Consider the following 13,942-nt stretch of genomic DNA (forward strand, 5'->3'; position numbering starts at 1 on the left):
TCGATCGCTTTACCTGCAGCGGACGTCGACGGCCATGCCAGATTGCGAGTCAGATCACGCAATGCGGGTCAAATACTGACCTGCTGCGCCAAGCGGCGAATAATGGCGGCGGTCAGCCCCCAGATAAACTGGCTGTGATACCAGGAGAGGTAAATGCGGTGCGTGTGGCCGGCGCGATGGATATCCAGCGGGTAGTAACGCGACAGGGTCAGCGCTTCCCGCAGGGGCATCTCGAACACGTCCGCCACTTCGCCCTCGTTGGCGTGGAACTGCACGTCCGGCGGGATGAGGCCGACGATGGGCGTGACCTGAAATCCGGTGCTGCTGTCGAGCGGCGCCATTTGGCCGAGGACGGTTACCGCGTGTGGCGGTATCGCCACTTCTTCCTGCGCTTCCCGCAGCGCCGTGACGATCGCCGACCCGTCTTCGGCATCGGTTTTCCCGCCGGGGAAGGCCACCTGGCCGGCATGTTTACGCAGCGAATCGGCACGGCGGGTCAACAGCAAGGTGGGCTCGGCGCGGCAAACGATCGGGATCAGCACCGCCGCCGGGCGCACATTGTGCGAGATCTGCGCCGCCTGCGGTAACTGCAGTTGAAAACGGCTGATAAAGGCGTGCAGTGAGGCCGGTGAATTCGATGGGATCACGACAGGGAGTACTCCCCAAGCTGCGGCAGAATACGACCAACCTTGTCGAAGGTTTCCTGGTATTCCGCCTGTTCCTGGCTGTCTGCCACGATGCCGCCGCCGGCGGAGCAGTGGATGCGGCCGTTTTCGGTGACGAGCGTGCGGATGGTGATGTTGGTGTCCATGGTGCCGCAGGCGCTCAGGTAACCGATGCTGCCGCAATAGGCGTTGCGACGCTGCGGCTCCAGCTCTTCGATGATTTCCATCGCTCGCACCTTGGGCGCGCCGGTGATCGAACCGCCGGGGAAGCAGGCGCGCAGCAGCTCGGTGGCCGAGGTCTGCTCCGGCAGGGTGGCGGTAATGGTGCTCACCAGGTGATGTACCGCCGGGAACGGCTCCACGACGAACAGTTCCGGCACCCGTACGCTGCCGGGCTGGGCGACGCGGCCGATATCGTTGCGCAGCAGATCGACGATCATCAGATTTTCAGCGCGGTCCTTGGGCGAATCGGCCAAACGGCGAGCCTGTGCGGCGTCTTGTTGTGCGTCCGCCAGCCGCGGCAGCGTGCCCTTGATCGGGCGGGTTTGGATACGCTGCTGCTCCAGCCAGAGGAAGCGCTCGGGAGAGACGCTCAGCACGCTGTTGTGCGGCAGCCGCAGGAAGGCTGAGAACGGCGCACGGTTGCAGGCGCTCAGTCGGCAAAACGCCTGCCATTCGTCCCCCTGGTAGTCGGCGGAGAATCGCTGTGCCAGATTAATCTGGTAACAGTCGCCGCTGCGCAGGTAGTGCTGAACACGTTGGAACTTCTCGCCGTATTGCCGCCGCGTCATATTGGCATGCCAGCCGCTACGCAGCGTGAAAGGGCGCTCCGCCGGCGCGGTTTGGCGAGTGAGCCAGCGCCAGCGCTGCTCCACATCGCCATAGCTGAGCAGCGTCAGGGTTTGCAATTGGTGGTCGGCGATCGCTGCCCAGTCGTAAATGCCCACCGCCATGTCCGGCAACGCGAGGTCGGCTTCGGCCAACTGCGGCAAGGTTTCCACCCGGCGCCCAAGATCGTAGCCGAACAGTCCCAGGGCACCGCCCTGAAACGGCAGATCCGGGTTAAAGGCCGGCTGCCAACCTTGCTCTGCCAACTGCTGCTGCAGCAGGGAAAACGGATCTTCCTTCGACTGAGTAGTGACGCCGTCACTTTCAATTACCGTGTCGGGGCCACGCGTGGTGAGCGTAACGCGCGGCTGTGCGACCAGAATATCGAAGCGGTTATGCGAGTGATCGGCAAAGCCCGAATGCAGCAACATCGCCCAGGGCTGTGCTGAAAGCGGGGCGAAAAGCGTCATCAGGGCACTGCGGCTATAGGGCAAAGACTTTATGTTTGGGGCGGTTACGCTCATGAACGTCAAAAAACCTGGCTGTGAAGACGGCAATGTCTGGGCGTTAGTGTGCCATAGACGGCTACGGCATGCATGTTTTGCCATGCGAGACATGCAGCACAGTTCACATAAACGGCAGTTCAATAAACCTGAAATAAGGCATTTTTTGCGCCATTCATTATACTTCGGTATGTTAAAAATTTAACGTCAAATAAACTGGAATCCTGCTTTATCGAGGGCGCAAGACCCGAGAAATATAAAAACGATTCGTTAATTTCATCAATTTATTGTTACCCATGGTTATTAACTGGGTGATGCGGGAAAGTTTTGTCTGTGTTTTGTCGCGCGGGCCACTCTGTGAAATGGATGCCTGATTCGACACTGTTTTTCTTGCTGAAAGCATGAAAAGACAAAACAAGATAAATCTTATTTAGCCTGTTGCGGAAATCTGAGTGCCTTAGGCCTATTTATTCCCTCTGGCGCTGAATGGATTGATATTTTTAAAAAAAATAAAATTATTATTTTGTTACATTATCATTGAAGAGCTGCCTATGTCGTTAATGCTGAGCGTCATCGTCCCGATGCACAATGCGGGAGAATTATTAGAGCCTTTCCTGGCTTCGTTGCTGGCCCAACGCGAACAACGCCTGGAGGTGATCATCGTCAACGATGGTTCTACCGACGGTTCAGGAGAGACCGCGCACCGTTACGCGGCGGCGCATCCGCATATTCGGGTCATCGATCAGGCCAACGCCGGCGTTTCTAACGCGCGTAATGCCGGGCTCGCCGTGGCCCGGGGAAAATACGTGGCGTTTCCCGATGCCGACGATCTGCTGGCGCCGGACATGTATTCCACGCTGCTGCAGCAGGCGGAGCTCCACCAATTAGACGTGATGCAATGCAATGGCGAGCGCTATTTCGCCAGTGAAGACGAATTACAGCCGATTTTTCCCGAGGCACGTTTACAGACCACCGACGTTATCACCGGCGTACAGTGGCTCGAACGTGCATTGAAATCGAGAAAATTTATTCACGTTGTATGGTTGGCAATATATCGCCTCGATTTTATCCGCCGGCATCGGCTTTATTTTGAACCGGGATTACATCATCAGGATATTCCCTGGACGACCGAGGTCATGTTTAATGCCCAACGGGTCAAATATTTAAGTACGCCGCTGTACCGTCAACGAGTACACGACAAGTCGATCAGCAATCGTCGCCGCACCGGCAAAGCAAACGTGGATTATCAACGCCACTATATGAAAATCGTCGAAATGCTGGAGCGGCTCAATCTGCGCTATGCAAGCAGCATTGCTATTCGTCCGGCTTTTCATTGGCAAATCACCCGTGAAGCGTTGGGCATTTGCCACAGCATTCGCCGTGAGCCGGATCCGGTCGCCCAGAATCAGATTACCGAAGAGTTTTATCAGCGTGGCATCGACAGAGCGATGTTCGCCAACGCGCGCGGCGTGAAGCAGGGGTGGCATGTCATGCTGTGGCGGCATCGCCTGAAGCAGTGGCGCAGCGATAACGGCTGCTCGCAAGTGGCCTGAGGCACAAGACGTTGGGATCCGTCGCGTTAGCGCGTATACTCCTTCTCCCTTTTGCCGGAGAGAACGACACATGCATGCAGGTATGCCATTACTGAGTCACGCGGAGCAGCAGGAAGCGGCGGATCGCATCCATCAACTGATGGAGCAGGGCATGAGCAGCGGTGAAGCCATTGCTCGCGTTGCGCAGGAAATTCGTGAGAAGCATCAGGGCGCTCAGGTTGCGGTACTGTTCGATGACGATGATGAAGACGAGCAGCATGATGCCGCACCGGAGGCGTCGCGGGATGACGATGCTGAAGAAGACGAAGACTATTGATGTTATCGGGGCCGCGCAAGCGGCCCCGTCAGTTTCAGCCGTTGACCGCCACGGCGGCGGCGGCTTGTTTCGCCAGCTCCACCGCCTGTTCCGTCGTGCTCGCCGTCGCCAGCGCTACGCCCAGACGACGTTGCCCGGCGATCTCCGGTTTGCCGAACAGGCGCAGCTGGTTGTGCCCGCACAGCGCATTTTCCAATCCGCTGAAACGTACATCGCTGCTGGTGAGCTGCGGCAGGATCACTGCCGAAGCGGAAGGGCCGAACTGGCGGATGGCGCCGATCGGCAACCCGAGAAAAGCGCGAACGTGCAGGGCGAACTCGGACAGATCCTGTGAAATCAACGTGACCATGCCGGTATCGTGCGGGCGCGGTGACACCTCGCTGAAGATCACTTCGTCGCCACAGACGAACAGCTCCACGCCGAACAGCCCGAAACCGCCCAAGGCTTTCACCACTTTCTCCGCGATAGCCTGGGCCCGGCTCAGCGCCGTCGCCGACATCAGTTGCGGCTGCCAGGATTCGCGATAGTCCCCATCCTCCTGACGATGGCCGATCGGTTCGCAGAAGTGCACGCCGTCCACGGCGCTGATGGTCAGCAACGTAATTTCAAAATCGAATCTTACCAGCCCTTCGACGATCACCCGGCCGCCGCCGGCGCGGCCGCCCTGTTGGGCGTAATCCCAGGCGCTTTGCAGTTGTTCAGGCGTGCGGATCAGGCTTTGCCCCTTGCCGGAAGAGCTCATCACCGGTTTGACGATGCACGGATAGCCGATGTGTTCGACCGCCTGCTGGAAAGTCGCCTCGCTGTCGGCAAAGCGATAGCTGGAGGTGGGCAGGCCAAGCTCTTCCGCCGCCAGGCGGCGGATGCCTTCACGGTTCATCGTCAGGCGGGTGGCTTCGGCGCAGGGCACTACGCGGTGGCCCTGGCGTTCAAGTTCGACCAGCATGGCGGTGGCGATCGCTTCGATTTCGGGAACGATATAGTCCGGCCGCTCTTGTTCGATAACGGCTTTCAGCGCGTCACCGTCCAGCATATTGATGACGTGGCTGCGGTGCGCCACATGCATGGCGGGGGCGTCGGGATAGCGATCGACGGCGATCACTTCCAGACCGAGGCGCTGGCATTCAATGGCGACTTCTTTACCCAGCTCCCCGGAGCCGAGCAACATAACGCGGGTGGCGGAAGGGCGCAGGGCGGTTCCAATCGTTAACATAGTTTCGTACCTGGATCGGTGAAAGTAAGCGGATTGATGATCGGCGGGCAGTATATACGAAAACGATTGCGTGCGCAGCCGCCGCGCCAAGTTTGTTGCTAACTGACTGTTTTTATAACAAGCAGAAATATTTGCCCTGCATGGGCGATTGTGCGTTAATAAGCGACGGCGAAAGAAGGCCTACATATAGCAAGGTTTTCGCGTCTCGTGCCGTCAAGGCAGGTTTATCAAGTAAAGGAAACACAAATGAGCAAGATCACTGGTCACGTTAAATGGTTCAACGAAAGCAAAGGTTTCGGCTTCATCACGCCTGCCGACGGCTCTAAAGACGTTTTCGTTCATTTTTCCGCTATCGTTAGCGATGGTTTCAAGACCCTGGCTGAAGGCCAGCAGGTTGAGTTCTCCATCCAGGACAGCCAACGTGGCCCAGCCGCAGCCAACGTCGTTGCTATTTAACGACTGAGCCGCCAAGAAACCCGCCGCCGGCGGGTTTTTTTATGCCCGCTGCCCGTAACGCCGCCCATCTCTGTTATCATTTACCGCTGATTCGGCGCCAGCCTGCGGGCGCGCCGCCATTCCATTCGTCATATAAGAGTTATCGCCGTGAGCACAGTTTCTTTTTCTTCCCTGCCTCTGCCAGCCGAACAGTTGGCCAACCTCAACGAACTGGGGTACGCCAAAATGACGCCGGTGCAGGCCGCCGCGTTGCCCGCCATCCTGCAAGGGCGAGACGTGCGCGCCAAGGCGAAAACCGGTAGCGGTAAAACGGCGGCGTTCGGCATTGGTTTGCTGAATAACATCGTCGTTGCTCAGGTTGCCACGCAGGCGCTGGTGCTCTGTCCCACCCGCGAGCTGGCCGATCAGGTGAGCAAAGAACTGCGCCGCCTGGCGCGCTTCACGCAGAACATCAAAATCCTGACGCTGTGCGGCGGCCAACCGATGGGGCCACAGCTCGATTCGCTGGTGCACGCGCCGCATATCGTGGTGGGAACGCCGGGCCGCATCCAGGAACACCTGCGCAAGAAAACGCTGCTGCTGGACGAGCTGAAGGTGCTGGTGCTGGATGAGGCCGACCGTATGCTGGACATGGGCTTCGCCGACGACATCGACGATGTGATCAGCTACACGCCGCCGCAGCGTCAGACGCTGCTGTTTTCCGCTACCTACCCGGCGGGTATCGAACGCATCAGCAAGCGCGTTCAGCGTCAGCCGCTGAGCGTCGAAGTGGACGATGACGAAGCGCAGACCGCCATCGAACAACGTTTCTATGAGACCACGCGCGATCAGCGGCCGGCGCTGCTGGTGTCGGCCATTCGTTATCATCAACCCGCGTCCTGCGTGGTGTTCTGCAATACCAAACGCGATTGCCAAACGGTGCTTGAGGCCCTGGAGGACCGCGGTATCAGCGCACTGGCGCTGCATGGCGATCTGGAGCAGCGCGACCGCGACCAGGTGTTGGTGCGTTTTGCCAACCGCAGTTGCCGGGTGTTGGTAGCGACCGACGTCGCCGCTCGCGGGCTGGATATCAAAGAGCTGGAGCTGGTGGTTAACTACGAACTGGCGTTCGATCCTGAAGTGCATGTGCACCGTATCGGTCGTACCGGCCGCGCCGGCATGAGCGGGCTGGCGATCAGCCTGTGCACGCCGCAGGAAATGGCGCGGGCGCACGCGATTGAAGACTACCTGCAGATGACCATTGCCTGGGCGCCGGTGTCCGAGCTGAGCGGGGCCGCTAACGGTTCGCTGGAGGCGGAGATGGTGACGCTGTGCATCGACGGCGGCCGTAAGGCGAAGATCCGCCCCGGCGATATCCTTGGCGCGCTGACCGGCGATGCCGGACTGACGGCGGCGGAAGTGGGCAAGATCGACATGTTCCCGGTGCATGCCTACGTCGCGATCCGTAAAGCCAGCGCGCGCAAGGCGCTGCAGCAGCTGCAACAGGGCAAAATCAAAGGCAAGAGCTGCAAGGTGCGGCTGCTGAAATAAGCCGAAGGCGGGTGGCGGTTTGCCTTCCCGCCGCTATCTATTTATACTGTATATAATTACAGTTATTTGAGTATTTGAGGACGCACGCATGGCGGTTGAAGTTAAATATGTGGTGGTGAGAAACGGTGAGGAAAAAATGACTTTCGCGAGCAAGAAAGAAGCCGACGCCTACGACAAAATGCTGGATTTGGCGGATAACCTCGGAGAGTGGCTGCAACAGGCGCCGCTGAACCTGGACGACGAACAGCGCGAAGGGCTGAGCTTCTTCCTGGCAGAGAATAAGGACGCACTGGGTCTGATTCTGCGCGGCGCATCACCGGCGGAAACCGGCAAAAAACCGACGGAAGCGAAAGCGAAAAAAACGGTCTCTAACTCAAAAGAGGGATCTGCGTCAGAAAAGCAAGCGGCATAATGACTTATGTTGCGGTGTTGTGATGAAAAAGGATCTAAAATGAGCCGTGAAATAACTTTCTTCAGCCGCTTTGAGCAAGACATTCTGGCCGGGCGCAAAACCATCACCATTCGGGATGCCAGTGAGTCGCACTTCGAACCGGGCGAGGTATTGCGCGTAAGCCGCAATGAAGACGGCGTATTTTTCTGCTTTATCGAAGTGCTGTCGGTAACGCCGGTGCGCCTGGATGCGCTGACCGAACGCCACGCACAGCAGGAGAACATGTCGCTGAGCGAGCTGAAGCAGGTGATCAAGGAAATCTATCCGGGCCTGGATGCGCTGTTTGTCATCGAGTTCGTCAAACGGTAACTCTTTGCCGAAACCCTGTTGTGAGCCAGGGATGGGCGCCCGGATAGCGCTAATCACAACGGGAGGACATATGAAAAAAACGGGTTTGGCTATCGCCTTGTTGGCCATGATGGGAGCATCGACTGCGGTGTGGGCGCAGGATCAAGAGCAACGCACCGCCAAGGTGGGGCAGTGTGCCGGTCTGCAGCCGGCGGATATTGCCGCTCAGGTCAAGCGTGATTTCTTGCAGAACCGCATCACGCGCTGGGAGGCGGACAAAAAGCTGCTGGGCACCGCAACCCCGATCGCCTGGGTCAGCCCGGATGCCATCACCGGCAAGGATCAGGTGTGGCAGGTGCCGCTGACGGTGCGGGGTACCAAGATGGATAAAACCTACAACGTGACGCTCAACTGCAACACCGGCGAGATTGCCTACAGCGCGCCGCAGTAATACTTTCCCGCAATAAAAAGCCCGCCGATCGGCGGGCTTGATACATCAAAGCTCGGTCAGTCGCTAAACGGGATCACCAACTCACCCGGTTTCACTTCCAATCCCTTCGCCAGTTTTTTCGCCAGCGCTTCGGTTTTGCTGTTGTCAGGATTCAGCACATAAGCCGGCTTTTGGTCGAAGTAAGATTTCAGCGACTGGTTCAGGTATGGCGTCAGCGCTTTCATTACCGTCTGCATTTTTTCCGGCTGCACGCTGTAATCGGTCAACTCCATATCCTTCAGGTAAATGGCGCCCTGTGCACGGTCGTAAACCGGCTGCGCTTTCAGCGTCAGCTTCAGGTCCGCCGCCTGCGGGCCGAGAATCGACGTGATGTTGACCTTGGCGTCGCCGGAAAGGGTGACTTTACCCGGCTCGCTGCGGCCGATCTGGCTTTGCAGCTGCGTCAGCACGATGTTGGCGTCCACCAGGCCGGGCACGCCGATCTGCTTCTGATAATCATTGTGTTTCTGCAGGTAATCATTCACTTCCTGCTCGCTCAGGGTGTATTGGGTCAGTTGATTGCAACCGGCCAATACGCCGGCGAACAGCAGGGCGGCTGCGCCCATCAGGATCTTCTTCATTAATGCCTCATTGCGACTGCTGGCGAAAAGTGCTGCAGATAATTGATTAATCATTATAAACGTTCCGCCTGCGCGTGAAAACGGCAGGTGGCGATGTGCAGAGGATAGTGCGCGCAAAAGCGGGCAAGACCTATCGGATAACGCCGAAAGCGTCAGCGCCGCAGCCGCAGCGCCAAGAGAATCACGCCGGCCAGGCAGGCTGCGCCCCCCAACAGCGGGAACAGCGGAATGCCCCACAGTCGCAGCGACGAATGCATCAGATAAGGCGCCAGCCCCAGGGCAAAAGCGGCGGTGACGATGGCGATGGCCAGGGTGACGGCGGCGCGTTCCAGCGCTTTGCTCAGCTGGCCGAGGTTACTGACGTTGATATCGGCATTGAGCCGCCCGCGTTTTAGGCGGCGAACCAATAGCCGCAGCGTTTGCGGCAGCTCTTCTCCGGCATCGAGCGTTTCCCCGCCCAAGGCCAACAGCCGCTGGCGCACGGCGTCGGGGGCGTAGCGCTGCAGCACCGTTTGTTGCAGCATCGGCTTGAGTGTGGCCACGATGTCGAAGTTTGGATCCAGACGATGCAGCACGCCGTCGGCGGTGATTAATGCCTTGAACAGTAGCACCAGATCGGGCGGCAGCGCCAGCTGGTGTTCGCGCGCCATCACCAGCAGGTCGGTCAAGGCTTTACCCAGCGTCAGGGTGGTGGCGGCCTGTTTGTCGAGAAAGTTTTGTGCCGCCAACTCCAGATCCATCAGGTCCAACGGTTCGCTGTCCGACCAGGCGATCAGCGTGTTGACGATGCCTTCGGACTGGCGATCGGCGATGGCCTGCAGCAGCAGGAGCAACTGGTTGCGCCGCCGCTCGGACAGCTGGCCCACCATGCCGAAGTCGATAAAACCGACGCGGTCACCGCTCAGTGCCATGACGTTGCCGGGGTGCGGATCGGCGTGATACAGCCGATGCTCCAGCACCATGCTCATAAAGGCGCGGGCGCCGCGTTGCGCCAGCAGCGGGCCGTCAAAGCCTGCCGCCGCCAGCTGTTCAGGGCTTTCCGGCGCGGTGCCGGGCAAGTATTCCTGCACTAACAGGCGGGGAGAAGAGTATTGCCAATAGATTTTTGGCACCACCACGTCGGGTTGACGCGCGAACATCCCGGCAACGCGGTCGCAGTTATGCCCTTCGTGGGTCAAGTCCAGCTCGTGATTGAGCGCCGTTGCCAACGCTCGGACCATCTGCCGCGGCCGATAGCGCGCCAGCGCCGGGCTCTGCTGCTCCACGGTCTCCGCCAGCGAGGCCAGCAGCCGCAGATCGGCGTGGATGGTTTTCGCCAGACCGGGCCGCAGCACTTTTACCACCACTTGCTCGCCGCTGTGCAAGCGTGCGCGGTAGATTTGCGCCATTGACGCCGCGGCCAGCGGCGTGCGATCGAATTCGGCAAACCGCTGTTCCGGCTCGCCCCCCAGATCGGCGATGATTTGCGGCGCCAGCGTTTCCCATGGCAACACCGCCGCCTGGCTGTGCAGGCGATCCAGTTCGTCGGTCCAGGCCGGATCCAGGAGATCAGAGCGCGTGGCCAGGATCTGACCGAATTTGACGAAGGTGGGGCCCAACGCCTCGAGCGCTTCGCGCAGCCGCTCAGGCAGGGTTTGTGCATCCTGCGGGGCGGATTCACCGCAGGCGCCGCGCAACAAGGCTCCCAGGCCCAGCAGGCGCAGAACGTCTTGCAGACCATAACGAATCAGAACGGAGGTTATTTCCTTCAGCCGCGCCCGGTCGCGAGCGGTGGCGAGCACCATTTTCAACATCAGTACGCCATGTCCTTATTTGTCATTCTCGAACGTTATTGTTCCATATCCAGCAGCAACGGCACCTCGCTGCGCTGCGCCATGCGGTTGCGGTAGGCTTCCACGTTGTCCGGCAGCGCAACCCCGGCGACGATCGACAACGAGCGCAACAGCGGGAACAGGTGAATGTCGTCCTCGGACAGCTCGCCGTTTACCGCGTCGGCGGAGACGATCAGCGGCGACAGCGCTTGCAGGTCGGCTTCCAGTTCGGCGATCAGATCGGCACTGTTGGCGAGATGTTCGGCAAAATCACCGATAGCCGCCTGTTTTTTATCGATAAAGTAACGGCGGGCGCTGTCGGTGGCGAACTCTTCGAAATCGGCATGCGCAATACGCGGCAGCAGCAATTTGGCGCTGTAACTGCCGACCCGCTGCAGCCACTCGGCAATGGCCGGGTTGGTGCTACCGGTCAGCACCGGCTTGCCGTCCAGGCTATCGACATAGCGCACGATATCCAGGCTTTCCGGCATCGCTTCGCCGTCGTCTTTGATCAGGATTGGCACCATTTTTGTGCCAATCAGATTGAATGGGGTCGTCTCGTCGTCGTTGAGCAAGGTGACCAGCCGAATCGGCTGGCGCTTCAGGCCGAAAATCATACGGGCTTTAACGCAGAAGGGGCAATGATCGTAAATGAACAGTTTCATGCTTGCTCCGGGTTGTCAGGTTTTAACAGCAATAGTTACCACAGCTTACCGAGGCTGTCTTGAAGCGCGTGTGTTGGATGGTGCGTTATTGCGACATTGCCCGCGCAACAGGCGCGGGCGAGGGGCGTTATTTCTTGGCCGGTACCGAATTGAGCACATCGATCAGGTGAATGCGGGCCTGTTCCAGATCGACCTGATCGCGCTCGTTGGCGGCGGAGACGACCTGCAGCTGTTTGATGATATCGCTTTTCAGCGCGCTGTCGCCGGCGATGATGTGGGCCAGCGCTTTTTCCACCAGGGTGGAGCGCGCATAAATCATGCGCAGGTTCAGTATCATATGTTCGAGCAGTTGCGGTAACTTCGCTTCTTCAATCATGCCGACGGGCTCCTGTGGGGTTTTTACTAACAGGATAGCAGCTGTTGCCGATTCGGCCGGATTTCTATGGCGTTAACCGCCGCGCAGCATCATCGACGCGTTGCGCCGCGGGCTGAATTGCCAGTACAGCGCCAGCAGCGTGGCAAAACCGACGGCCCCGAGCAGCAACCAGGGCAGTTCCGGCATATTCATCGCCCGTCCGGTATCGTACATCCAGCCGCCGCCGGTATAGCCCAATGCGCCGCCCAGCGCCAAACCGAGGCGGCTGAAGCCCATGTAGCTGCCGCGCGCACGCGGATCGGCCAGCGAAGCGCTCAGCGTTTCGCGCGCCGGCTCGGCGATGATCGAGCCCAGATAGAAGCAGCAGATCAGCGTGAAGACCCCCTGCAGGCTGGTGGCGAGACCGATCGGCAGCAGGCTGAGCGTCATCAGCAGCAGACCCGCCATCAGGCGCTGTTCAAGCCGGAAGTGTTTTTCACCCCAACGCGCCAGCGGATAGAGCAGCGACAGCGACAGCGCCGCTTCGATCGCGTACATCCATTTCACCGCCGCCGGTGAACCGGCAATTTCGTTGACCACGATAGGCATCATCAGCATCACCTGCACCGCCAGCATGTAGTAACCGGTCAGCGTCAGGACATAGGTGAGGAAGCGGCGATCGCGCAGAACCCGCAACAGGCCTTCTTTCATCGGCACGCGTACGGTGGAGATGCGATAAGCCGGCAGTAACCAGGCATTCCAACCGGCAGCCAGCACGAAGATCGCCGCCCCGACCCAGCAGACAAAGTGAAAGTCGTACTGCAGCAGCCAACTGCCGATCAGCGCGCCGACCACCGCGCCGGCGCTGTCCTGCATCATTAGCAGCGAGAAAAAGCGGCCGCGCTCGTGCGGACGGGTCAGTTTGATCACCAAAGCGGTGCGCGGCGGATCGAATAACGTGCCGCCGAGGGCGGAAAGCGCGCAGGAGAACCACAGGATCCAGGGCTCATCGGCCATCGCCATGGTGGCGAACCCGGCGGCGCGCAGCAACATGCCGGTGACGATCATCGGCTTGGCGCCGAAACGATCGGCAATGGCGCCGCCAAAGATGCCGAGCCCTTGTTGCAACAGCTGGCGCAAACCCAGCGCGATGCCGACGATCAGCGCCGCCCAGCCCAGCTGATCGACGAAGCGGATCGAAATAAGCGGAAAGACGACAAAGAAGCCTAACACCACCAGCAGGTTATCGAGCAACAGAAAATATTTACCCAAGCTGCGCGCTTGCGACACCAGAGACATGCTTCACCATGAGCAATTAAGAAAGAAGGGGAGACAGCCGTTCCATTCTCTACCCAATTCCCGTACGGCAACAGGGGCGGCATAGATAATATTTTTTTATCGTCAAGGTGTTACCTGAGCTGCAAAATTGGCGGAAAAACGCCGTAAAACGCGTATTCGGCGATTTACTGAGCGGCCGGGATTTTACCTCGGGGGCGGGCTACGGTTATATTGAATGCAGGGAAGCGCAGTTCTGCGGCGCTATTGGCAAAATAAAACCATGGCGAAAGATCGGCACAGGATAATGATCCGCTCGGCTTCCTAATAAATACTTCTTATCGAACCGTTTTGACTGCGGGGGAAATGATGTTCGGCTATCGCTCTGCATCGCCAAAAGTACGTCTTACAACCGACCGGATGGTGGTCCGTTTAGTGCATGAACGGGATGCCTATCGCCTGGCGGATTATTATGCTGAGAACCGGACCTTTCTCAAACCCTGGGAGCCGGTGCGCGACGAAAGCCACTGTTATCCTTCCGGCTGGCAGGCGCGCCTGGGCATGATCACCGAAATGCAAAAGCAGGGCAGCGCCTACTATTTTATCCTGCTCGATCCGGAAGAGCAGGAAGTGCGCGGCGTGGCGAACTTCAGCAACGTGCTTCGCGGTTCGTTTCATGCCTGTTTCCTCGGTTATTCGCTGGGGGAGAAATGGCAGGGACAAGGGCTGATGTTCGAAGCCTTGCAGTCCGCTATCCGCTATATGCTGCGCCAACAGCGCATGCACCGCATCATGGCCAACTATATGCCTCACAACCAGCGCAGCGGTGGACTGCTGACGCGTCTGGGATTCGAACGTGAAGGTTACGCCAAGGATTACCTGCTGATCGACGGCAAGTGGCAAGACCACGTTTTGACGGCATACACCAATAAAGAGTGGTTACCCCCACGTTGAGGCCAAAC

16 protein-coding genes are annotated in these 13,942 nt (G+C 58.8%); 8 read left to right on the forward strand and 8 right to left on the reverse strand.

Features of this window, described 5'->3' with window-relative positions; translation table 11 throughout:
* Positions 1–68: 68 nt before the first annotated feature.
* Positions 69–647, reverse strand: coding sequence for a CoA pyrophosphatase (locus tag EKL15_RS14535; RefSeq protein ID WP_060439766.1), 579 nt, complete (start codon positions 645–647; stop codon positions 69–71).
* Positions 644–2,017 carry an aminodeoxychorismate synthase component 1 gene (pabB, locus tag EKL15_RS14540; protein ID WP_203089843.1) on the reverse strand — a complete coding sequence of 458 codons (1,374 nt, stop codon included), beginning with the start codon at positions 2,015–2,017 and terminating at the stop codon, positions 644–646. The genes EKL15_RS14535 and pabB overlap by 4 nt, the downstream gene beginning before the upstream one ends.
* Before the next feature lie 530 nt (positions 2,018–2,547).
* Between pabB and EKL15_RS14545 the strand changes: the two genes are divergently transcribed.
* On the forward strand, positions 2,548–3,549 hold the full coding sequence (locus tag EKL15_RS14545) for a glycosyltransferase (protein WP_203090077.1): 1,002 nt from the start codon (positions 2,548–2,550) through the stop codon (positions 3,547–3,549).
* Positions 3,550–3,619: 70 nt separating this feature from the next.
* A complete protein-coding gene (locus EKL15_RS14550) occupies positions 3,620–3,865 on the forward strand; it encodes a YoaH family protein (RefSeq protein WP_049202444.1) in 246 nt (81 codons plus the stop codon).
* A 34-nt stretch (positions 3,866–3,899) separates the two neighbouring features.
* On the opposite strand, the gene purT is transcribed toward EKL15_RS14550, so the two are convergent.
* The gene (purT, locus tag EKL15_RS14555) at positions 3,900–5,078 is read right to left on the reverse strand and encodes a formate-dependent phosphoribosylglycinamide formyltransferase (protein ID WP_060423968.1); all 1,179 of its coding nucleotides are present in this window, start codon (positions 5,076–5,078) and stop codon (positions 3,900–3,902) included.
* Between the two features lie 246 nt (positions 5,079–5,324).
* Here purT and cspC point away from each other — a divergent pair, with 246 nt between their 5' ends.
* From cspC to yebF, 5 genes are all read left to right on the forward strand, one after another.
* Positions 5,325–5,534, forward strand: coding sequence for a cold shock-like protein CspC (cspC, locus tag EKL15_RS14560; RefSeq protein WP_004927572.1), 210 nt, complete (start codon positions 5,325–5,327; stop codon positions 5,532–5,534).
* Between the two features lie 147 nt (positions 5,535–5,681).
* On the forward strand, positions 5,682–7,064 hold the full coding sequence (dbpA, locus tag EKL15_RS14565) for an ATP-dependent RNA helicase DbpA (protein WP_203089845.1): 1,383 nt from the start codon (positions 5,682–5,684) through the stop codon (positions 7,062–7,064).
* 88 nt (positions 7,065–7,152) lie between these two features.
* Positions 7,153–7,476 (forward strand): YebG family protein, encoded by a 324-nt coding sequence (locus EKL15_RS14570; protein WP_060423963.1) that lies wholly within the window; start codon positions 7,153–7,155, stop codon positions 7,474–7,476.
* Between the two features lie 39 nt (positions 7,477–7,515).
* Complete coding sequence (yqfB, locus tag EKL15_RS14575; protein ID WP_060423960.1) at positions 7,516–7,824, forward strand: N(4)-acetylcytidine aminohydrolase; 309 nt, start codon at positions 7,516–7,518, stop codon at positions 7,822–7,824.
* 70 nt (positions 7,825–7,894) lie between these two features.
* Positions 7,895–8,254, forward strand: coding sequence for a protein YebF (yebF, locus tag EKL15_RS14580; protein WP_060423958.1), 360 nt, complete (start codon positions 7,895–7,897; stop codon positions 8,252–8,254).
* 56 nt (positions 8,255–8,310) lie between these two features.
* Here yebF and EKL15_RS14585 read toward each other — a convergent pair whose 3' ends face one another.
* From EKL15_RS14585 to mdtH, 5 genes are all read right to left on the reverse strand, one after another.
* Positions 8,311–8,874, reverse strand: coding sequence for a lipoprotein (locus tag EKL15_RS14585; protein WP_004927555.1), 564 nt, complete (start codon positions 8,872–8,874; stop codon positions 8,311–8,313).
* A gap of 152 nt (positions 8,875–9,026) precedes the next feature.
* A complete protein-coding gene (locus tag EKL15_RS14590; RefSeq protein ID WP_203089847.1) occupies positions 9,027–10,667 on the reverse strand; it encodes an AarF/ABC1/UbiB kinase family protein in 1,641 nt (546 codons plus the stop codon).
* Positions 10,668–10,702: 35 nt separating this feature from the next.
* Entirely contained in the window at positions 10,703–11,350 is a 648-nt protein-coding gene (gene grxB / locus EKL15_RS14595; RefSeq protein ID WP_060423952.1) for a glutaredoxin 2, read from the reverse strand.
* A gap of 127 nt (positions 11,351–11,477) precedes the next feature.
* A complete protein-coding gene (locus EKL15_RS14600) occupies positions 11,478–11,726 on the reverse strand; it encodes a hypothetical protein (RefSeq protein ID WP_049202450.1) in 249 nt (82 codons plus the stop codon).
* Positions 11,727–11,798: 72 nt separating this feature from the next.
* Positions 11,799–13,004 (reverse strand): multidrug efflux MFS transporter MdtH, encoded by a 1,206-nt coding sequence (gene mdtH, locus EKL15_RS14605; RefSeq protein WP_060423950.1) that lies wholly within the window; start codon positions 13,002–13,004, stop codon positions 11,799–11,801.
* A gap of 345 nt (positions 13,005–13,349) precedes the next feature.
* Here mdtH and rimJ point away from each other — a divergent pair, with 345 nt between their 5' ends.
* Complete coding sequence (gene rimJ, locus EKL15_RS14610; RefSeq protein ID WP_087762865.1) at positions 13,350–13,934, forward strand: ribosomal protein S5-alanine N-acetyltransferase; 585 nt, start codon at positions 13,350–13,352, stop codon at positions 13,932–13,934.
* Positions 13,935–13,942 lie beyond the last annotated feature (8 nt).

This window comes from Serratia sp. 4542, assembly GCF_016805595.1.
Taxonomy (GTDB): domain Bacteria; phylum Pseudomonadota; class Gammaproteobacteria; order Enterobacterales; family Enterobacteriaceae; genus Serratia; species Serratia nevei.